Source organism: Chryseobacterium gotjawalense, assembly GCF_030012525.1.
In the GTDB taxonomy this organism is placed as follows: Bacteria; Bacteroidota; Bacteroidia; order Flavobacteriales; family Weeksellaceae; genus Kaistella; species Kaistella gotjawalense.
In genome coordinates this window covers 866,245-888,009 of sequence record NZ_CP124855.1, presented here as the reverse complement: position 1 = coordinate 888,009, position 21,765 = coordinate 866,245, and the positions used below count along the sequence as shown (strand labels likewise).

The window sequence follows — 21,765 nt, the reverse complement described above, 5'->3', positions numbered from 1 at the left end:
TAACAGCGATTTTCTGCGTTTGTCCGCAAATTACGGAAGTTTTTTTCTATTTTAGCAGAAATTTTTTATTTAATGGCTAAGACAGTTGAAGATTTTAACAAAAAGCGACTTCGCTCCAGCAATATCACCGTAGTGATTAGTATTGCACTGGTGCTATTTTTATTAGGATTGATGGGGTTGATCCTTATTAATGCTCAAAAATACTCAGATTATATCAAGGAGCAATTGGTAGTGAATGCCTATTTTGACGAAAATTACGATGCAAAAGACTCTGTGAAAATTGCGAAATTAGAAGCAGAAACCTTTAAAAAGATTCAAGTGTTGGCACCGGTAAAACGGGCAACTTACATTTCAAGAGAAATGGCTGCAGAAGAAGCAAAGAAAAGTATGGGGATTGAAAGCAGCGCTTTGTTCGATGAAAATATCTTTCCGTCTTCAATCGAAGTTGCTTTGAAACCGGAATTTGTAGATCCTGCAAAAATCGATGAAGCGATTAAGGAAATCAAATCCACACCCGGGATTATCGATGTGAAGAATAACAGTACTTTGATGGTGGAAGTTTATAACAACCTGAATAATATTTTGAAATGGATTTTAGGATTTTCAGTCTTGTTTTTAATCCTGGCAATTGTCCTGATTAACAACTCAATCCGTTTGAAAATTTTCTCGAAGCGATTTATTATCAAAACGATGCAGTTGGTGGGAGCCAAACGCCGTTTTATTTTAAAACCGTTTATTAAGGAAGCAATTATTCTTGGCGTGATCGGCGCTTTAATCGGTTTAGCTGTTTTGTTTGGAGCGTGGTATTATTTCATTACCCAAATCGGGACACCTTTCGCGCAGGACAATAATCAGTTGATTATTCTGGTTATCGGCATTTTCTTACTGGGCGTTTTCATCACCGTTTTCAGTACCATTTTTGCAACATGGCGTTTCTTGAGATCGAATGTTGATGATCTTTATTATTCTTAAAAAATGAGCACAAAAAATAAAAAATTCTCTGGAGATTCTATTGGTAAATCCGTCGAAGTTTCCGAAAGTAATCCGTTCTATTTCGGTAAAGAAAACTACAGATTCATGTTAATTGGATTGGCATTAATTATCGCCGGATTTCTTTTAATGATGGGAGCTGATGCCAATACCGTTGATGGGAAATACGATCCCAACGTCTGGAATGAAGGTATTTTTTCTATCCGCAGAATCCGCATTGCGCCCATGTTGGTCATTGCCGGTTTTGTCGTAGAAGTGTACGCCATCCTGAAAAGAAACAAGAATTAAAATATTCACCAATAATTACCCACTTTGTCAAAGTTCTAACTTTGACAAAGTTTTTTTTAATAATCATTTTACTCTGAGCCTGCCGAAGAGTTTTTTAATATCATAACTAATGGATTTATTCAAAGCAATCATCATTGCAATTATTGAAGGACTTACCGAATTCCTTCCCGTTTCATCAACCGCACACATGGGTTTTACCGCAGCGTTAATGGGCATGGAAGAAACCGAATTTCTAAAAATGTTTCAGGTTTCCATTCAGTTCGGAGCAATTTTAGCCGTCGTTTTTGCCTATTGGAAAAAGTTTTTTGATTTCAAACATTTAAAATTTTATTATAAACTGGCTTTTGCCGTAATTCCAGCTTTGGTTTTAGGATATCTTTTCGATGATAAAATTGAAGCGATTTTGGGGAACCAAATTGCCATCTCAGCGGTATTAGTATTAGGCGGAGTCGTTTTACTCTTCTCTGATTCCTGGTTTAAAAATCCAACAATTGATGATGAAAAAGACATGTCGATCAAGAAAGCCGTGATCGTTGGTTTTTGGCAATGTCTCGCGATGATGCCGGGAACGAGTAGAAGTGCCGCCTCCATCATCGGTGGAATGTCACAAGGTTTGACGCGTAAAGCCGCAGCAGAATTTTCATTCTTCCTGGCAGTTCCGACCATGTTGGCGGTGACCGTATATTCAGTTTTTGTAAAAACCTGGGGGAAAGAAACCGCAGCTCCCATGAAAGGATATGAGATGATTCTATCGTCTTCCGATAATATTATTGCGTTTTTTGTGGGAAATATTGTGGCATTCATCGTCGCTTTAATCGCGATAAAATCGTTTATTGGCTTGCTGAATAAATACGGTTTCAAACCTTGGGGTTGGTACCGGATTATCGTGGGAATCGTTTTATTGATCTATTTTACACAGTTTAAATAATTTTATTTGGGCAGACATTTCCGCCCTCCGTTCCCGCTTTTTGTATTGTTGGCTTCGGCTTGGCTCAGCCAACAATACAAAAGAGCTCCACTCAGGTCGGGCTGCAAGGCAGAACTACTCACCAATTTAGTTTTATAAAATGACTGATACCGATTTCTTAGAAGGACAGATAATACTCCTCGACAAACCTCTGGATTGGACGAGCTTTCAAGCCGTAAACAAACTGAAATATAAACTCAAAAGTGAATTTAATCTTCCGAAGAAATTCAAGATCGGGCACGCCGGAACTTTGGATCCGCGGGCGACAGGGCTTTTAATCGTTTGCACGGGAAAATTCACCAAAATAATTCCAGAAATTCAAGATGCTCCGAAAGAATATTTCACTGAAATAAAAATAGGAGTTCAGACAGAATCTTACGACACCGAAAAACCTGAAATTCTTCCTCAGGATATTTCAAATATTACAGAAGTTCAGATCAACGAAACTTTAAATAAATTTCTGGGCGAAATCGATCAGAAACCGCCTGTTTTCTCCGCCATTAAAATTGAAGGAAACCGCGCGTACGACTTAGCCAGAGCAGGAAAAGAAGTCGAAATGAAATCCCGTAAAACGACCATTAACTATATCAAAGATATTGTGATCGAATTGCCTTTCGTTAGATTTACCGTCGGTTGTTCGAAAGGAACTTATATCCGGAGTCTGGCGCACGATATCGGGCAGGATTTAGGAGTGGGAGCGTATCTCACCAATCTTCGCCGAACAAAGATCGGTGAATATTCTATCGAAAATGGAAGTTCAGAATATCTGGAAAATGAATATCGTTTTGAAGACTTTAATATATAGAGAAAAATTTGAACTGTGAGTTTTAAACCACAAAAGGCAAAAAAGTTAACTGTTTATTGAAGTGAATCAAAAGATAAAAAAAGAGAAGGTGCTTTGTTTTCGATGGAAATCTTAATTAATATTACTTCTTAATTTTCATCTTAAAGGTTAATTTTTAGTAGGGTAATTTGTGCGGTTTGTGTTTAACTTTACATTATAAAATACCGAATTTCGATCAATGAAAAAAATATATCTTCTACTTTTATTGGTTTCCATTTCTGGATTTAGCCAAAAGCAGAAAAGACCTGTTCAAGGTTTTTATTTCAGCCCGGAATTGAGTGCAGGATTTAATTTGTCAAATATGATTAAAGAAAATCGAGATAGAGACAACAATCCGAACAATCCTCCTGTGAATTATCCCAATGATTTTTCTTACGGGATTTCGGCAGTGGCAGGATTTAATTTTATCCCGAATTTGTCTTTAGGTGGCGGATTAAAATACACTTATACTGTAGATAATTTTCATGTTTTGTACGGAATTATTCAACCGAAAATTCTTTTTAATGTCGATGATGGTGAACCTGTTTTTATTGATTTAACTTACGGATTTCAGCTGAACAGATCGGTGGTTGACAATTCGGATTTATTTGGAATTAAAGTGGGGAAATTGGTTTCTCACAGTAAACGATTAAGCCAGCAAGGTGGCTTTTATTTGGAAGGCCAGCAATTAGGAAATACCGGAGTGACCTTTGTGGGCCTATTTTACGGGTTGACGGTCTTCAGCAACAAAAATTATAATGAGTATGGAAAAGACTAGAATAAATAAATACCTTTCAGAAGTTGGTTTCTGTTCACGCAGAGAAGCAGACCGACTTTTGGAGCAGGGGAGAATCATCATTAATGGAGCAGTTCCTGAAATGGGAACCAAAGTTTCTGACGACGATGAAATCTTGGTTGACGGAATTAATATCAGAAAAACAGAAGAAAAACCCATTTATATCGCTTTGAATAAACCGGTTGGCATTGTCTGTACGACCGATATTAAAAGAGAAAGAGACAATATCATCGAATTCGTCAATCATCCGAAAAGGATTTTCCCGATCGGTAGATTAGATAAACCGAGTGAAGGCTTGATTCTTCTGACCAATGATGGCGACATTGTGAACAAAATTCTTCGCTCCAGAAATAACCACGGTAAAGAATATATTGTAAGAGTTGACAAACCCATCACCCCGAAATTCCTTCAACAAATGCGTGGCGGAATTCCGATTTTGGATACGGTCACCAACAAATGTGAAGTCGAACAGATCGATAATTTATCGTTCCGTATTGTTCTCACCCAGGGCTTAAACCGCCAGATTCGCCGGATGTGCGAGTATTGCGGTTATGAAGTGAAAAAACTGAAAAGGATCCGTGTCCTGAATATCAAACTCGATCTTCCGATCGGCAAGTGGCGCGATTTAACAGACGCTGAAGTCAACGAACTGAAAGCGCTCGTTTCGGATTCTGATAAAACGGTGGATTAGTATTTTTCCTTTAAATAAAGATAAGCTGTTAAATATTTATTCAGCCGTTTCATGTCCCGTTCGGTGATAGGATGATTAAATCTGGTTAAACTCATATTATCCTGCAGGTCATTTAACTTTACCGAAACAGCAAGCCTTGATTGCTCAGTTTTTTTGATAAATTCCATATAGTCGATATCGGTTGGGTGTTTGGTGAGACATTTAACTGCAAAAATCAACTCTTCTGTAAATCCTTCGTCACTTAAAGTTTCGTAGGTGATTTCGGGGCAGTCTTCGATCAAATCATGCAATGCGCCAACGATTTTTTCGTCATAGGTGTTTCCGGCATTCATTACGCGCATCACATGACCGATATAGGGACTTCCGAATTTATCGGTTTGTCCTTTATGGGCTTTTTGGGCCAGTTTAATGGCTTTGCTGAGCAATTCGTCTTTGGTCATTGTAATCTAAATTAAAGCAGTTAACAGATCAAATATAAGTGGATTTTTTTTAATATATCAAAACGGAACGAATGAAATTTAAGAAATATCTGATGGTTTCGGGATCTAAAAATATTTAATAATAGCATCTGCAAGCATTTTGGTATTACCGCCAAAGTGATGGTTGCCAGGAAGGTGCAGAAATTGGTAATTCTTTAGCATTATTTGATTTTTAGGGAAATATGCTCTCTCCAGATCGCTCACTACTAAAGTAAAAGGTACATTTTTCAGCTGATTGATTTCGTTGACCACGCTGAATCCGTGTTGCATGTGGCCGGTGACATATTCTTCAAGATGAATTTCAAAATCATTTACTTTAGAGGGGCCGATGATGATTAAATCCTGAATGTTTTTCTGAAAATCACGGTCGAAACGGTTATAAATAAACGGAGCTACATCTGCGCCGTAGGAATAGCCAATGATGATTATCTTTTTATTGGCCCGGTCTTTTATGGCTTGTTTAAGATAATTTTCGGTGTCTTTCGAAGCTCTTGAAGGTGTCTTTTTATTCCAGAAATATTTTTTGGTATTCAGTGCAAAAACATCGTAACCATGCCGGTGAAGTTCCTGAGAAAACGTTTTCGAAAAAGTATTGAATCCCGCGTCGCCGCTGATATAAAAAATAATTGGTTTATCACTGCTGCTGTTCCATTCAGACACTGGAAAACTGGAGGTGTTTTGACAGGAAAATAAAATCAACAGCGAAAATATACTGAGGATTAGTGCTGGTTTTTTCATTTTGGTTTTGTGATTTTATTTAAAGCAGCCGGTATTTGCAATAAATCAAAATCATTGCCATACATCAAATATTTATTTTCCCATTGATCGGCATATTTTTCTTTGAAATCACGCAGGCTCTGATAATGTTTAAAACTTCCAAGTCGGTTATAAACAAACTTCAGGATTTCCTCTGCCGTATTATCGGGTTGTTTCATTCCCCCCAGAGGCGTTAGTCCAAGATTGATGTACATCAGTTTTTTGGACCTGGCATATTCTATTAATTTCACAATCATCGCATCCATACTTCCGTTTGGAGCCGTGACTGTTTTGCGGATTAGATCATAAGTGCATTCTTCGGGTGCGAAATCCGGAATAATATTAAGAAAGGCTTCGATTTTTCCCGCTTCATTTTTGATGACGATTAAATCCTGTTTTTCGATTTCAGCGCGGTCAAACATTCCCTGCGAAAATACCATTTCTTCCTTGTCGAATTCCTTAAGCCATTCATTTGAAATACTTTGAATCTCATTGAGAATTTCTTCACTTTGCGGGCGGTGAAGAATTTCTGAGGTGTACCCTTTTTTGCTTAAAGCATTCAGGCTGTTTCTTAAAGATTTTCGGTCTTTGCCTTCCAGTTTGAAGGTTTCGGTATTCAAAATCGCTTCCTGACCAATAAACAGTTTCTGTTTTTTTAAAGGTTTAAAGAGGTATAAACTTTGTTCATCAATTCTGTAATAAATGGATTTTAAACCGTTCTTTGTGCAGAAATCTTCAAATTCCTGTATCATTTTTTCTTTATTTTCTTCGGCACAAACCGGCTCTTCGAGTACGAAAGCAAACGGGTTTGCAGCGCTGTAAGAAACAAAACCTTCAACCTCATCAGAAAAGTAGAACTGCTTTTCTTTTGCTGTTTTAAAGAAATCAAGGGATGAAGTTCCATACATCTGTACCAGATTTTGTGCTTCCTCAACATCGCTGAAACTTTCTTTGTCGCTGACCAGTCTCCGAACATTAAAGACAGAAAAAAAGAGCAACAGCCAGGAAATGATGCCAAGAAAATAATTGATGTATTCAAAATCTCTGGCAAATCCGGTTCTCGGATTCAGCCCTGTATCCTTAAAAAGCAGAAAACTGTTCAGCGTGTAATAAAGAGACTCTTCCCAGGTGAAATCTACACCGAAATGCTGTTTGTCAATAAAGTAAAAGCTCAGAAAATTAAAAAGGATCACGGCAGCAAAAAGTCCTAAAAACCAGGAAAAACCACGTCTTAAATATTTTCTGTTCGTCTTTAAAACATATTCCTTTCTGCTCATTATCAGCATAAGGATAATAGCTAAAGCAACCATCGATTCTTCATAATCGAGCGCTTTGATGATGTTTCCAAAAAAAGAGATTATCGCCAGGGCGAGTGCAAAATACCACCCCCGTTTTAAACCCCGCAAAAGATAAGCAGAAGTAACCAACAAAAGGATTCCCGCGATTAACGTCAATATTTTAGACAAATGCATCAATTCGGCAGGAAGATACATTTTTCCGATTTTCAAACGCTCTGCAAGTGGTGGGGTAATCACCGAAATAATATTGATCAGTCCCAGTACAAAAATGGCAAGGGCAGGAAGAATTCTGGCCACTATTTTTCTGCCTTTCCAGATGAATGCAAAAAGACCCAGTAACAAAGGCAGCCAAAACTCGAAAACCCTGTACAGTAAAGTGATTCCTAAACCCTGACTGTGAGAAAATCCGAAGTTTGCCAAAATGTAAATCAAAGTAAATTCTACCGCGCCCAAACCCCTTAAAAATGGAGAAACCAACATCAGCAAAACTGAAATCGTATAACCTACCGCCGCTGCAGAAAAGGAACCGGTTGCTCCAAATGCAAACATGGCCATCAGCAAATGAAATATCCCGCAAAATTCAATTAAGATGGAAATTAAGATGGTTACAATAAAATGTTTTGGAGAGATTTCGCCACCGAAAATTTCATCAATACTACTGATTTTTTTGGGAAAACGCTTTTTTAGAAACTGATAAAAAATCCCTTTCGTACGAAGTGAATTGACCAGCCAAAAAACGGAACCGATAAAAATCCCCACTGCGATTAACCAGAATCCGGATTCCCCGAAATCTTTATTGACAACGGCGGCATATCCAACTACCGGAATACCGACCACAAAAACGGTAAGAATTCCTACAAATCCATAAATAGCACTGGCTTTATGAATGCTGTTTTTATCAAAATTCTGCCGTTTCATCTGTCGTGGCGTATAAGCCAGAGAACTGATTCCGCCAGCCGGAAGGAAAACACTCAGGAAATTTCTTTTTAGAAATAATTCTACCGCATCAATAAGTTTCAACCGTACACCAACCGATCGGAAACTGGTAACGTACATCAGCGATTGGAGAAGAACGTAGATGAAGGTAAGAAAAATTCCTGCCAGAATCCACAGCGGTTTTGCATGTTGAATTTGAGGAATGATTGCGGCCATTTCTTTTCTTTCGCTTCTGAAAAATACAAAAGCAAGAAAAAGAATCAGAACAGCAAGGAGTTCCTGCCACCGAATTTTTGAAATTATTTTATGGAAAGGTATTTTCTTAAGTTTACTCATGACTGGATTTTCGGTTCGGGCTTTTGGTTTAATCATACTGCTGATTGCCAAATTACTTCGGCAAACATGATCCATGTTCTATTTGTAAAAATAGTCTTTATCATTTCACCGTGAAAATTTTTTTTCATTGAAAAAGCTAAAAATACTGCCGGAGAAAATGGAAGAGATTCCGAATACCAGAGTCGGTGTTGTACATGATTCAGGACTTTTTATTCATATCTCAAGGCTTCGATCGGATCCAGTTTTGAGGCTTTCAATGCCGGATAATATCCGAAGAACACCCCCGTTATGGCACAGACAAAAAAGGAAAGGATAATAGAAGATTCGGTGATAAAAGTGGGCCAGCCCAGAAATGCAGTCACCATTTTCGTGACAGAAATTCCCAGTATTACACCGATGATGCCGCCGGACACGCTGATCATAATGGCTTCGATGAGAAACTGAAATAAAATGTCTTTTCCGCGCGCACCAATGGACATCCGCAAACCAATTTCTTTGGTTCTTTCTGTTACGGAAACGTACATAATGTTCATAATCCCGATTCCGCCGACCAAAAGAGATATTCCAGCAATCGCGGATAACAGAACGGTTAAGAGCTGGCTTGTAGAACTCATGGTTGCAATCAGTTCTGCCTGGGTTCTCACCGAAAAGTCATCATTACTTCCGTCAGCAGAAAGATGGTGTTGTTTCCGAAGAATCTGTGAAATCTCATCAGATGCTTGTGAGGAAGTGCTTTCGCTGGTTGAAGAGGCGTAAATAGTCTGAACATAATTGATTCCCAAAAATCTTCGTTGCACGGTATTAAAAGGGGCTATAATGACATCGTCCTGATCCTGCCCAAAAGTATTGGCACCTTTGGTTTCCAGCACACCGATAATGGTCATCGGGATTTTATTAAACCGAATCACTTTTCCGATGGGGTCGTCCCCACCTGGAAATAAATTAGAAAATACGGTTTGGCCAATTAAACAAACTTTATTAGAAGCCACAACATCTTTAGAAGTGAAAAAAGCACCTTCTGACAGTTTCCAGTCGCGGATTTTAAAATAATCTGCATTCACGCCCTGAAGTTGGGTAGGCCAGTTACTGGGACCGTTAATCGACTGGCCGTTGGTCTGTACTGCCGGAGAAACGTAGGAGACATCCGGAGCCCCTTTTATAATGGCTTCTACATCGGTCGTTTTTAAACTCTGCAATCCTGATGCACCGATTCTCGCGCCACCGGACACATTCACATTACTGGTAGGCCGGATGTTGATCATATTGGATCCCATGGAAGAAAGCTGACTGCTGATGCTTCTTTTGGAACCTTCGCCAATTGCGGTCATCGCAATCACAGAAGCTACACCGATGATAATCCCGAGCATGGTAAGAAAAGCCCGAAGTTTATTTCGAAGAATGGCTTTCCAGGCAATTTTAAATAAATTTGAAAGTTTCATTTTTTAGGTTTTATCCTCAATTTCTACCGGCAGACTGTTCAGTGCTTCCTTTGCATTTTTAATATTTTCATTTTTCACATCTTTAATCACTTTTCCGTCTTTCAACGTAATTGTTCTTGAACTGAATACCGCAATGTCGGCTTCATGCGTAACGAAGACGATGGTTTTGCCCTGTTGGTTAAGTTCCTGGATCAAAGTCATAATTTCATAGGACGTTCTGGTATCCAGATTTCCGGTGGCTTCATCAGCTAAAATCATTACAGGTTGGTTGACTAATGCTCTTGCAATGGCAACCCGCTGTTGCTGCCCACCCGACATCTGGTTCGGAAGGTAATTGATCCGGTCTGATAATTTTACGGTTTCCAGGGATTTTACAGAACGGTCATATCTTTCCTGAGCCGATATTTTTGGATTGTACAAAAGAGGAAGCTCCACGTTTTCCAATGCGGAAGTTCGGGCGAGTAAATTGTAAGACTGAAAAACAAAACCTATTTTTTCATTTCTTAAACGGGCGAGTTGGTCTTTGTCTAAATTTTTTACATTCACGCCATCCAGAAAATAATCTCCTTCTGTAGGTTTATCCAGGCAGCCTAAAATATTGAGCATCGTAGTTTTTCCCGAACCGCTGTGGCCCATGATGGTTACGAATTCACCTTCTTCTACGCTGAAACTTACGCCCCGTAAAGCATGAACCGTTTCTTCGCCCATTTTAAAGTCTCTTTTAACATCGATAATTTCTAATGTTTTTCCCATTTTCTTTTAATTTATCTTGGTCCGCCGCCACTGCCAGGTCTGTTGCCTCCGGATCGTTGTGGCAAAAACGGACTTTTGGCTGCACTGCCTGATTTTTTGGACAATGTTTTATAACCGGTAATTACATTATCGTTTAAACTTAAACCGGAGATAACCTGCAACTCGGTATCACTGGAGGTTCCTGTTTTAATTTTTTTCATAGAAAGAGACTGATCGGCTTCTAAAATCCAGACTGTTACTTCCTCTTTGGGCTTAGTTTTATTGGCGGAAGGTTTCTGACCATTCCATTGTTTTTTCTGTGTTATATTGTATGGGGAATTAATGGGATGAGTGCTTGCCACTAATGAATCTGGCTTGAAGGTAACTGCCTGTACCGGGATCTTCATAACATTTGGCAGATCGCTTGTAATTACAGAAATATTCGCCGTCATTCCGGGTTTTAATTTTAGTTCAGAATTTTCAGTATTAATGATCGTAATGTAATTAACCACATTTGCGGAAACGGTGGGATGTAAACGGATTTCTACAATTTTTCCTTTAAAATTAAGATCAGGAAAAGCATCTACGGTGAACGTTACGTTCTGTCCGGCTTTTACATTTCCTATATCCGCTTCGTCAATGGAGGCACGCACCTGCATTTTTGTTAAATCCTTAGCGATACTGAATAAGGTTGGCGTACTGAAACTCGCTGCCACGGTTTGCCCTTCGCTCACATTTCTGGATAAGATAGTGCCGTCAATCGGGGAGTAAATTTTGGTGTATGATAAATTGGTGTTTGCAGCAGACAACTGAGCGGTAATGGCAGATATCTGTGCTTTTGCCGCATTATATTGGTTGAGTGCAGACTGAAAATCGGCTTTGCTGACCGCACCTACCTTGTACAGCGCTGCCTGGCGGTTGTAGGCGGTTTGACTGAATACCAGGTTGCTTTTGGCGCTGGCCAGAGTTCCCGCAATTTGTAGAGACTGATCCCGTAATAGAGCAGGATCTAAAGTCGCTAAAAGCTGTCCTTTCTTAACTTGAGAATTAAAATCGACATAGATTTTATTCAGGGTTCCCGAAACCTGAGTTCCTACAGCGACTGTATCGACAGGTTGAATCGTTCCGGTGGCAGTGATGGATTCTGTAATATCGCCGATGATAGGTTTTACGGTGTTGAGCTGGATTTTCACTGCTTCACTTTTTTTGAAATAGTACCAAAGACCAATTCCTAAAACTAAAATAAGGATTCCCCCAATCAGCCATTTTTTATTTTTCATTTCAAGTGTTTTATAAATTAATTTGCTGCCCCGTATAAAATTCATAAATCTGTCTATTGAGTACTGCAGTATATTTTGCCTGCAAATAATTTTGCAATGCCTGGATATAGATCAGTTTTTGTTGCTGCAGCTGCACATAATCAATGGCACCTAACTTCATCTGAGCGTTTACTATCGCGTAAGTTTGCTCATTGATTTCCATCTGTTTTTTTGCAGATTCGTATTGTGAAAGCGAATTTTGAAGGCTGATATAAGCTTGCTCAATCTGCTGATTGAGTACGGTTTTGGTATTTTCTAAATCTAAATGAGCCTGTTGGGTCGCAATTTTAGATTTTTCTACAGCCGTTTTATAAATGCGGTTGTTGTAAATGGGAATTCCCAGACTCAAGCCCACTGGCAGGTAAAACTGATTTCCCAGCTGGCTGAAATAACTGCCGTTTCCCTGAGAATAACCTGTTGAAATATTTCCGGAAATGCTCAGCGTAGGTTTAATGGACGATTTTGCCATTTTCAGTAAAAGTTCTGAGTTTTCGATATTCAGTTCGCCATACTTCACTTCCGGTCGTTGGTTTTGGGCGATACTTTGAACAACTTCCAGAGGTTTAACATCGTTGCTGACAATGATTTCCTGAGGAGCAGAAATCTGGAAATTATAAGAAGTCGGCAATTGCAGCAGCTGCTTTAAATTGACCAAATCAGTTCTCAGATTGTTTTGGGCGGCGATTAAATTGTATTCGTCTTGTGCATGTTGTGACTGAAGCTGCAGGAAATTCAATTTAGAAATGCTTCCTGCATTATAGAGTTGGCTTCCCTGTTTTAGCTGGATCTGAGTCGTCGTTAATAAATTTTCAAGCGCTATTATATTTTCCTGAGCCATCAAAATATTTAAAAATGCCTGGGTGACACTCAGGGTAATATTATTTTCACTTTCCTGTACAGATAAATCGGCAAGCTGAACAGATACCTCTTTAGAAATGGCATTGTTTTTTATATAATTATCGTGGTACAGTGTCATCGAAGAACTGGCTCCGATACTTTGGGTATTCAGTCCCTGGATGTGGAGACCATTAGTTCCGTCTACCGCGAAAAGTCCCTGGGAAACATTGCCGTTCAGATTCGGGTATTTGGCTGCTTTTGCCTGTAACAAATCCTGATTTGCAGAGCTTTTGGAAAGACGCAGGGAGGAAATTGAAATATTATTATTTTTAGCGTAACTGATACAGTTTTCTAAAGTCCAACCTTCGGGATAATTTAAATTTTGACCATCAACATGAAGATAAAGGATATTGAGAAATATCAAAGTAATAATTCTTGCTTTCATGGTCTTTCATTTAAAATTTTTCAACAGAAAATATTAATCCAAAGAACTGTGGCGAATCTACTTTAACATGAAATTAACCACCTTTTAAAAAGAAACTCATTCAAAGTTACATCTTTAGCATCAGATTTTTCATATTTACATTCAATAAGTTACGCTGTTTTTACATTCCCGGTTCTTTTCAAAACACCCCAATTTTGAATCTCCCCTTTTACGGCTTTTCTAAAGGATTTGAAGAGAATATAGTACATCAGTTGCCGGTAAACCAACCGTTGTGGAATCATCCAAATCAGTTTGCTGAATTTTTCTTTTTCAAAAGCAAAAGCCAGAGCTGCTCCTGCGATATCGACCAGAGAGAAAATAACGTAGTACAAAATAATATGGGTAGGATCCGCTACGATCAATCCAAATCCCGATAATATTAAACTTACCACCAACAGCAGATCTGCCAACGGAGCTAGAAATGGCAATAAAATCTGATAGAGCAAAATATTGGGCAAGGCCACTTTGCCAAAGTTTTTATACTGTTTTCTGAAAATCGCGTCGCGGTGTTTCCAGAAACTCTGCAGAATCCCAAAACTCCACCGGAAACGCTGTTTCAGAAACTGGCTCATCGTTTCAGGCGCTTCGGTATAGGAAATGGCATTGTTGCAGTTTTCAACGATATAACCAAGTTTGTGCAACCGCATGGTTAAGTCGCAGTCTTCAGCTAAAGTATCGGTGGTAAATCCGCCGGCTTCCAGGACTGCTTTTCTGCGGAATCCGCCCAGGGCTCCCGGAACTACGGTAATACAATTTAATAATGAAAATGCACGGCGGTCGAAATTCTGAGAAGTGATATACTCAATGCTTTGCCATTTGGTAATCATATTTATTTCATTTCCCACTTTTACATTTCCGGCCACTGCACCAACTTCGAGAGGTTTTCCTTCCAAATAAAAAGTCATCATCAGTTGGGAAACGGCATCGGTTTTCAATTGCGTGTCGGCATCGATGCACACTACGAATTCGGCATCGGTTTCTGCTATTCCAAAATTTAATGCTGAGGCTTTTCCTCCATTTTGTTTGGTAAAAACTTTGACCTTTGGATTTCCTTCGAACGCTTTTTTTACATTTTCAAAAGTTTGATCTTTGCTGCCGTCATCTACAAAAACAATATCGATATTGGGGTAATCCTGGCTGAGCAGTGATTCAAGGGTCCGCACCGCATTTACCTCTTCGTTATAGGCCGGTACGATGATGCTTGCTTTAGGATAGTCTGGCATTCCCGCGAATTCCGATAATAGTTTTTTCTCTTTTTTAGTTTGTAAATAAGCTAAAACTGCCATTATAATCATTCTTGAAATTGATAGAATAATGCCCATTAAAAACAGGGCGTATATCACTTGCCCGGTCCAGTAACTTGCAGAGGCAAAAAAGAAATTAAGGTCATTTTTCCAGCTTCTTTTTATGGGCGGCATCAGTTCGGATTCCGGCACATTCATCAAATCTGCAACTGTGGTAAATTTGCAGCCTTTGCTTTTGAAATATTTAATGATTCCTGGGAGTGCATCTACGGTGGGTTGTCTTGTATCTCCGCCGGCGTCGTGCAGCAGAATAATACTTGCATTATTTGCATTAGCGAAACGAATGGTCCTGTTCAGAATAGAATCGGCATTCATCTTCGGATCCCAATCGTTGGGATCTATACTTTCTCCTATGGCGATATAATTGTCTTTTTTACTTTGGGCCAAAGGTTCGAGTTCTTCATAGGTCTGCGGCTCGGAATCGGCATTATAAGGCGCCCGAAACAGCACGGTGGATTTTCCGGTAATGCATTCGATGAGCGCCCGGGTGGTTTTCAGTTCCAGAGCCGCTCTTTGGGGAGACATTTTCGCAAGATTCCCGTGAGTGAAAGTGTGGTTTCCTATTTCGAAACCGTTGCGGTTGATTCTTTGAACCAAAGGAATATTGGCTTCAGCATTTTCTCCGATCAGAAAGAAAGTAGCCGGAACTTTCTCCCGTTCCAGAATATCCAATATCTTAGGGGTAAACTCTGCACTTGGACCATCATCGAATGTTAAAATGATTTTATGTCCCGGACCGATTTTGGTGCTGTCTTCGGCGAATTTCTCATATAAAAATCCTGAAGGAAGTTGTGAGTACCGCTCTTCGGCAATCAGATTTTCATTTTTATCGAGGTCTATTTTTGTACGTCCCTGTTGTGGGGAATACAGAATATTGATGATTTCTCCACTGCCAATCGAGGTCGGTTTTGAATTGAAATTCGGCGGAATAAGTTCTAAAATGGAATAATTAAAAGGATTTTTTTTCAAACTTTCGGAACTTAGATCTCTTGGGTAAAACGACCATATTCTAGGATCTTCACTGCCTAATCTCCATATTGCTGTTCCGGCATTTCTGTAGTCATCAGAAAATCTCAGGATGTTAAAGGTGGTCGCTGCATCGGTAAACCAGACACTGTTTTTAGAGGCCGGTTCATCTCTGCTTCCAGAGAAATTATAAGCATAATGAAGGTTGTAGGAATTATTGTCAAAAGCAATAGCCGATTTCGAGATTTTTGCACGGTCAATTGCCTGGCCATAAGTAATGTCTTCTGTCCGGGTTCCGTTTTCATCGGTAATCCACTGTCTTCCGTAAGCCCCCAGACCAAGAATCAATTTTTCCGATGGAACATCCTTTGCAATCTGGTCGAGTTGTTTCTCTATCCATTTTTGATCGCTGATGGGACCAGCTTGCGAGGGGTCATTGAACTGATCATACGCCATCACAATAAAGTAATCGGTATAATCCTTTAAATATTTATTGTTATAGTCCGTATTGTCCGGCATAATATCGATGGAGACGATGAGACCGTTTTTCTTGAACTGGGTGTACAGATTTTTCATGAAAGCGTTAAGATGCTCATCAGAATTTTCTTTCAGTTCCTCGAAATCGATGTTGATGCCCTGAAGTTGATTGGCTTTCAAAGTGGCTATAATTTGGGCAATCAACTGGTTTTGAATTCTTTGGTCATGCAGAACAGTATGCAGCAATTCACCATTGAAATTCCCCTGTTTCCCGGGTATAGAAATAAAATTATTGAGAATCGGCTGGATGCTTAGGTCATAATGTTTCATTACAGAAAGCGCTTCTTTGTCAATGCGGGAATCCAACTGAAATGTTTTGGGATTGATGAAAAACCATTCCGGGTAAATGGTATTCAGCCTGCTTCCGTTGGCCCGCAGATCTGAGAGAGAAGTAGGCGACCATGGAACGTAAAATGCCGCGCGGATCAATTTGGTATTGATTGCTCTGGCTGCAGTTTTTTCATCCATAATTCTTTTTTGCAGGAAATCTTTAAAACCTTTGAATTTTTTATTCAGAGGCGTTGCCAAAGTAAATTCATTGTCGGGATTTATTTTAGATTCAAACGATTTTCCAATGGAATTCAGCTGGGGCATCGAGGGATTGGTCCCCCTTAATACCGCAATCACTACCACTACGGTAATAAATGAAAGAATAGTCAGTAAGATGCGTAAAGTCCATTGTGTTGCTTTGTACCGCTTGCCGCTATTGGTTTGAAATACCTGTCTTGATTTCTCCGCCATCTTCTGTTAATTTATAATCAAAGATAAATAAGTATTGAAAATGATGTCTTTTTTTAACCTTAAATTTTAGTTAAAATTGGAAGAAGTGATTTTTGAATTCCAGATTTCTACTTCAGGAATAGTGAGAATTAATTTTAATTGATATTTCGTTTTTAATTAATTTCGTTTTCGCTATTTTTACAGTGATCAAACTTCCATGATGAATTTATCTCCCGAAGGCCAAAAACTCTTTAATAAACTAACTTCCGAAATGTTGGAAGATGGTTTTGTGAGGATCAGCGAGCATACTTTTTATAAAAAATTAGGCAGTATCACGATTTCGTTGGGAGACCGCGCGCTTACTATTATGCATCAGGGGAAATGTTATGGGATTATTCCGGAGCGTGAATTTTTGAAACTGGCGAATGGTTTTGAACCCCTTCTTTTTCAGTTGAAATATCTGCTGGCTTTTTCGATGAGACAGGATATGAACAGGATTGTTAATTTTCTTTCAACCTGTTTTTGGAATTAATTTCTCTGTATGATTGATATTCCTTTATAAAAAGCAAAAAATGCTTTAATTTCTTAAAGCATTGTGGAGGATACTAATCTTATTCTTCGATAGTCATTGCGTTTGGTGCATTTGTTTTTACAGATTCTATGCCATTTTCCATGGCAATTGAACTTTCATACATTTCGCTGGAACCTATAATCTCACCATTTCCTGCTTTCAGATTAAAATACCATTTGTCATTGGTTGATCTTTTTCGGTCGAATTTTGAATCGTCGGCTGAGTTTTTCTTGGTAGATTCAATTCCGTTTTCACAGGAAGCTTTTGCTTTATAACCTTCACTGGTTAAAACAGTAGCGCCGTTTGAAGCTTTCAGATTAAACTGATATTCACCGTTTTTTCTTTTAGAAATAATGAATTTTCCCATAATTGTTTTTTTTAGTTCATTAGTACTTATAAAGTTACAGAAATTTAGGCAATGAACTGAAACGTTTTTTTATGTTAAATTCAATTTTATTTCTTTTCGAGAAATGAAATCGATATTCGGACTTTATTGTTCAACCGCAACCAAATATTCCGGGTCTTTTATGATGTTAACATCAATTACCGCTTCAGCATTGTCTAAAAGCCGAATGCAGTCTGGACTTAAATTTTGAAGATGAACAGTCTTTCCGGCTTGGCTGTATTTTTTGGTAATGCTGTTCAAAGATTCAATGGCAGACATATCGGTGACGCGTGATTCTTTGAAGTTGATAATTATTTCTGTTGGATCTTCTTCAATTTTAAATTTCTCAGAGAAAGCCATGACAGAGCCGAAGAATAAAGGACCATAAATGTCGTAATGTTTTATTCCGTTTTCATCAATATGAGTTCGTGCACGAATTCTTTTTGCACTTTCCCAGGCAAATACCATTGCAGAAATAATGACTCCCACCAAAACTGCCAAAGCCAAATTATGAAGGATCACGGTAATTACAGCCACTGGAATTCCGACGAAGATATCGTGTTTCGGCATTTTTTTAATGATCTTAAAACTTGCCCATTCAAAAGTTCCGAGTGCAACCATAATCATTACTCCAACCAGTGCCGCCATTGGTAATTTCCCGATAACAGGCGCGCCGAAAAGGATGATGAGCAAAATCGTAACCGCTGCAATAATCCCGGAAAGCCGAGCTCTGGATCCTGCTGAAAGATTGACTAAAGTTTGCGCAATCATGGGACAACCGCCCATTCCGAAAAAGAAACCATTCACAATATTCGAGGTTCCCTGAGCGATGCATTCCCGGTTTCCATTTCCTTTTGTTCCGGTCATTTCATCTACCAGGTTTAAGGTAAGAAGACCTTCTGTAAGACCAACCGCCGCAAAGATCATCGAGTAGGGAAGTATGATTTTAAAGGCTTCATACGTCAATGGAATATTGGGAATATGAAAAGGGGGAAAACCACCTTCAATGGAGGCAATATCCTGAACCGTTTTGGTATTGATTCCAAATCCTACTACCAAGGCAAAAACCACCAGAATCGCCACTAATGACGCCGGTATTTTTTTTGTAATTTTCGGAAATAATACCACGATTGCAACTGTTAATGCGACCAGGCCTGCCATAATCATTAATGGTTCACCTTGAAGCCAGGTGAGTTGACCATTGCTCATCATTTTAAACTGATCCAGTTGCGACATGAAAATAATAATGGCCAGTCCATTTACAAATCCATACATCACAGGTTGAGGAACGAGTCTTATAAATTTACTGAATTTAAACAGCCCAATCAAGATCTGGATAATTCCCGCAAGAGCTACCGCTGCGAACACATATTCGATTCCGTGGGAGCGCATCAAAGCGATTAAAACGATTACGGTTGCTCCTGCTCCGCCCGAAACCATTCCGGGTCTGCCGCCAAAAACAGCGGTAATGAGTCCGGCTATAAAAGCCGCGTACAAACCCACCAGCGGCGGGAAACCTGCTAATATGGCAAAGGATAATGATTCCGGAATCATGGTCATTGCGACCGTTAATCCGGCTAATATTTCGTTTCTGTAATTTACTTTTTGAGTGAAGTCAAATAAATTGAGGACAATCTTCATACTGTTTAAATTTAGAGATAAGCTGCCTCGGTGGATTTCTATATCAATTTCAGCGCAGGATGCAAAAATAATACAATAGGAGGAAGTATTGCAACTGGATTACGTTTTTCATTTTTTTGACAAAAAAAGCAGAATGCTGATTGATATCAACATTCTGTTATACTTAGATTAAAAATGGTGTTATTTCTTTTCCATCATTTTTTCATCTTTCTTAATCATGGCGCACTCATTACGGATAAATGGAGGTAAAGCTTCTCGTCATAACTCCGTTTTTTGTCAAAAAAGCAGACCGCTTTTATTAGGGTTTAATGATGATGAAGCCTATCTGTTTTTCATTTTATTGAAGTAGATGTTTTTACCTAAATCGCATTTATTTTTTTGAAACGTTCTCACTTTCAATCTTTTATTATACTTTTGTTGTACATAATGGTAAAGGTTTTTAAGTTAAATAATTAATCAAAAATTTTATATTATGTTCCATAAATTAAGTCATTATTTAATGCTTTTATTAGCTGTTTTTACATGGAGTTGCAACCAGGCGCAGAATGAAAGTAAGAATAATAAAAAGCAAAACAGCACAGTGGTGTCTGATCAATATCCCATGAAGCTTTCTGATGTCGAATGGAAAAAGAGGCTTACACCTGAACAGTATCGAATTCTTCGTCAGAAAGGAACCGAAGTAGCTTTCACAGGGAAATATGATCATTTTTATAAAAAAGGAACCTATTATTCTGCAGCCTCGTTGCAGCCTGTTTTCAGTTCGGCAACTAAATTTGATTCCGGTACAGGATGGCCAAGTTTCTATGAACCGATTTCTCCGGATGCGGTGAAATTAATTGTAGACAACAGCGATGGTGTGGGAAGGGTAGAAGTGGTAGACAGCAAAAGCGGTTCTCATTTGGGGCACGTTTTTGATGACGGACCAAAACCTACAGGAAAAAGATATTGTATGAATTCTGCCGCCCTTATTTTTGTTCCCGAAGGGGGTGCGCCTCCGACCGCTTCACATTAGTTTTAATTTTTTTGAAATGGAAAGAATCAGAAAAAAGCACCCGCTCGCTATCAGATGGTTTCACTGGGTGAATTTCCCTGTGCTTGCGGTAATGATATGGAGTGGACTGCAAATTTATTGGGCCAATGATGTTTACAAAATACAGATTGCCGGTAAAGATCTCATTCACTTTTTTCCTGATTCTTTCTACGATGCCCTCAATCTTCCTTATCACCTCAGCGAAGGAATGGCGTGGCATTTTGTCTTTATGTGGTTCTTTTTTGTGAATGGATTTTTATATGTCGTTTACACTGTTTTTTCCGGTGAATGGCGGTTTTTGACCCCCAATAAAAATTCTCTTAAAGAAGCCTGGCAGGTGGTATTGCATGACCTTCATCTGCGCAAAACAATTCCTCCGCAAGATAAATACAACAGCGCACAGAAAATTGCTTACACCGCCATCGTTATGATGGGATTGGGGTCTTTACTTACGGGTTTAGCGATTTATAAACCGATACAGTTCAGTTGGCTCTGCACTGTTTTCGGCGGCTATGAGACCTGTCGGATTATTCATTTTATTTTGATGATTGGCTATTGTATATTCTTTCTGATTCATGTGTTACAAGTCATATTCGCGGGTTGGCAAAATTTCAGCAGTATGGTTACAGGTTTTGAAGTTTTAAAAAATAAAAAGAAATAAGATGGAAAAAAAGAAAACAAAACAGGAACAGAATATATCATCAGCAAAGATTAGAAATCGAACCATTACTGCCTTCGTGATTTTTATTCTGCTTTTTGCCGGAGCCATATTTACTTTCGTAACCATTAAAAATCAACCTGGCGAAACGCAAAAAACCGGAGTGCAAGATCCTTTGAGAAAAGTACTCAACGGCAATGAGCGCGTTTTTACTAAAATATTTTCCGCCAATCATCTCGCGAAAACATACCCGAAATCCGCCGCAGTAAAAAAGGTGAGGGTTAACGGCGATGTGGGAATGGGAAAAGACTTTGACGCAAAAGACTGGAAATTAAAACTGGTAAAAGCGGCCGGCGATACTTTGCTTATTTCACTGGAGGACATCCGGAAACTTCCCAAAACAGAAATTATTTTCGATTTTAAATGTATTGAGGGCTGGAGCCAGATAACGGATTGGAGCGGAGTAAAATTCAGTGATTTTGTAAAAGCATATCATTTGGATCAGCAGTCGCAGAAAAAATACATCGGTTTGGTCACCCCGGATGGCGGCTATTATGTGGGAATTGATATGCCGAGCGCAATGCATCCTCAGACCCTGCTTTGTTATGAAATGAACGGCAAACCTTTGCCCATGGATCAGGGTTATCCTTTAAGATTAATCATTCCTACAAAATATGGCATCAAAAGTTTAAAACGGATCGGCACGCTTTCTTTCAGTGATGAACGGCCGAAAGATTATTGGTTCGAAAGGGGATACGACTACTATTCCGGTCTGTAGCCCA

The 21,765-nt window shown here is 39.0% G+C and carries 20 protein-coding genes; 10 read left to right on the top strand and 10 right to left on the bottom strand.

The window, feature by feature from the left end; all coding sequences use genetic code 11:
* The first annotated feature begins 72 nt into the window (after positions 1 to 72).
* The 6 genes from QGN23_RS03975 to rluF all read left to right on the top strand — a co-directional run bounded on the left by QGN23_RS03975 (position 73) and on the right by rluF (position 4,555).
* Positions 73 to 972 (top strand): cell division protein FtsX, encoded by a 900-nt coding sequence (locus QGN23_RS03975; protein ID WP_282905738.1) that lies wholly within the window; start codon positions 73 to 75, stop codon positions 970 to 972.
* A gap of 3 nt (positions 973 to 975) precedes the next feature.
* On the top strand, positions 976 to 1,278 hold the full coding sequence (locus QGN23_RS03970) for a DUF3098 domain-containing protein (protein ID WP_282905737.1): 303 nt from the start codon (positions 976 to 978) through the stop codon (positions 1,276 to 1,278).
* Positions 1,279 to 1,387: 109 nt separating this feature from the next.
* A complete protein-coding gene (locus QGN23_RS03965; RefSeq protein ID WP_282905736.1) occupies positions 1,388 to 2,206 on the top strand; it encodes an undecaprenyl-diphosphate phosphatase in 819 nt (272 codons plus the stop codon).
* 139 nt (positions 2,207 to 2,345) lie between these two features.
* Entirely contained in the window at positions 2,346 to 3,050 is a 705-nt protein-coding gene (gene truB, locus QGN23_RS03960) for a tRNA pseudouridine(55) synthase TruB (RefSeq protein WP_282905735.1), read from the top strand.
* A 217-nt stretch (positions 3,051 to 3,267) separates the two neighbouring features.
* The gene (locus tag QGN23_RS03955; protein ID WP_282905734.1) at positions 3,268 to 3,846 is read left to right on the top strand and encodes a hypothetical protein; all 579 of its coding nucleotides are present in this window, start codon (positions 3,268 to 3,270) and stop codon (positions 3,844 to 3,846) included.
* Positions 3,833 to 4,555 (top strand): 23S rRNA pseudouridine(2604) synthase RluF, encoded by a 723-nt coding sequence (gene rluF, locus QGN23_RS03950; protein ID WP_282905733.1) that lies wholly within the window; start codon positions 3,833 to 3,835, stop codon positions 4,553 to 4,555. Before QGN23_RS03955 ends, rluF begins: the two co-directional genes overlap by 14 nt.
* On the opposite strand, the gene QGN23_RS03945 is transcribed toward rluF, so the two are convergent.
* The 8 genes from QGN23_RS03945 to QGN23_RS03910 all read right to left on the bottom strand — a co-directional run bounded on the left by QGN23_RS03945 (position 4,552) and on the right by QGN23_RS03910 (position 16,719).
* Positions 4,552 to 4,995: a phosphohydrolase gene (locus QGN23_RS03945; protein ID WP_282905732.1), complete on the bottom strand. Its 444-nt coding sequence runs from the start codon at positions 4,993 to 4,995 to the stop codon at positions 4,552 to 4,554. The two genes, rluF and QGN23_RS03945, sit on opposite strands and share 4 nt — an antisense overlap.
* Positions 4,996 to 5,100: 105 nt before the next feature.
* On the bottom strand, positions 5,101 to 5,772 hold the full coding sequence (locus QGN23_RS03940) for an AcvB/VirJ family lysyl-phosphatidylglycerol hydrolase (RefSeq protein ID WP_282905731.1): 672 nt from the start codon (positions 5,770 to 5,772) through the stop codon (positions 5,101 to 5,103).
* Complete coding sequence (locus QGN23_RS03935) at positions 5,769 to 8,360, bottom strand: phosphatidylglycerol lysyltransferase domain-containing protein (protein WP_282905730.1); 2,592 nt, start codon at positions 8,358 to 8,360, stop codon at positions 5,769 to 5,771. Before QGN23_RS03935 ends, QGN23_RS03940 begins: the two co-directional genes overlap by 4 nt.
* Positions 8,361 to 8,569: 209 nt before the next feature.
* The gene (locus QGN23_RS03930) at positions 8,570 to 9,799 is read right to left on the bottom strand and encodes an ABC transporter permease (protein ID WP_282905729.1); all 1,230 of its coding nucleotides are present in this window, start codon (positions 9,797 to 9,799) and stop codon (positions 8,570 to 8,572) included.
* Between the two features lie 3 nt (positions 9,800 to 9,802).
* Complete coding sequence (locus tag QGN23_RS03925) at positions 9,803 to 10,552, bottom strand: ABC transporter ATP-binding protein (protein WP_282905728.1); 750 nt, start codon at positions 10,550 to 10,552, stop codon at positions 9,803 to 9,805.
* 11 nt (positions 10,553 to 10,563) lie between these two features.
* The gene (locus QGN23_RS03920; RefSeq protein ID WP_282905727.1) at positions 10,564 to 11,811 is read right to left on the bottom strand and encodes an efflux RND transporter periplasmic adaptor subunit; all 1,248 of its coding nucleotides are present in this window, start codon (positions 11,809 to 11,811) and stop codon (positions 10,564 to 10,566) included.
* Positions 11,812 to 11,821: 10 nt separating this feature from the next.
* Entirely contained in the window at positions 11,822 to 13,132 is a 1,311-nt protein-coding gene (locus QGN23_RS03915) for a TolC family protein (protein ID WP_282905726.1), read from the bottom strand.
* A 149-nt stretch (positions 13,133 to 13,281) separates the two neighbouring features.
* Entirely contained in the window at positions 13,282 to 16,719 is a 3,438-nt protein-coding gene (locus QGN23_RS03910) for a glycosyltransferase (RefSeq protein ID WP_282905725.1), read from the bottom strand.
* Between the two features lie 196 nt (positions 16,720 to 16,915).
* On the opposite strand from QGN23_RS03910, the gene QGN23_RS03905 reads away from it, so the two are divergent.
* On the top strand, positions 16,916 to 17,230 hold the full coding sequence (locus QGN23_RS03905) for a hypothetical protein (RefSeq protein ID WP_282905724.1): 315 nt from the start codon (positions 16,916 to 16,918) through the stop codon (positions 17,228 to 17,230).
* A 79-nt stretch (positions 17,231 to 17,309) separates the two neighbouring features.
* On the opposite strand, the gene QGN23_RS03900 is transcribed toward QGN23_RS03905, so the two are convergent.
* The gene (locus QGN23_RS03900) at positions 17,310 to 17,636 is read right to left on the bottom strand and encodes a YegP family protein (RefSeq protein WP_282905723.1); all 327 of its coding nucleotides are present in this window, start codon (positions 17,634 to 17,636) and stop codon (positions 17,310 to 17,312) included.
* Positions 17,637 to 17,759: 123 nt separating this feature from the next.
* On the bottom strand, positions 17,760 to 19,295 hold the full coding sequence (locus tag QGN23_RS03895; RefSeq protein WP_282905722.1) for a SulP family inorganic anion transporter: 1,536 nt from the start codon (positions 19,293 to 19,295) through the stop codon (positions 17,760 to 17,762).
* Between the two features lie 472 nt (positions 19,296 to 19,767).
* Between QGN23_RS03895 and msrB the strand changes: the two genes are divergently transcribed.
* Genes msrB through QGN23_RS03880 form a run of 3 tightly spaced genes read left to right on the top strand, consistent with a single transcriptional unit; the run spans position 19,768 to position 21,761 of the window.
* Complete coding sequence (gene msrB, locus QGN23_RS03890; RefSeq protein ID WP_282905721.1) at positions 19,768 to 20,307, top strand: peptide-methionine (R)-S-oxide reductase MsrB; 540 nt, start codon at positions 19,768 to 19,770, stop codon at positions 20,305 to 20,307.
* A gap of 16 nt (positions 20,308 to 20,323) precedes the next feature.
* Complete coding sequence (locus QGN23_RS03885; protein WP_282905720.1) at positions 20,324 to 20,986, top strand: cytochrome b/b6 domain-containing protein; 663 nt, start codon at positions 20,324 to 20,326, stop codon at positions 20,984 to 20,986.
* A 1-nt stretch (position 20,987) separates the two neighbouring features.
* A complete protein-coding gene (locus tag QGN23_RS03880; RefSeq protein ID WP_282905719.1) occupies positions 20,988 to 21,761 on the top strand; it encodes a molybdopterin-dependent oxidoreductase in 774 nt (257 codons plus the stop codon).
* Positions 21,762 to 21,765: the final 4 nt, after the last annotated feature.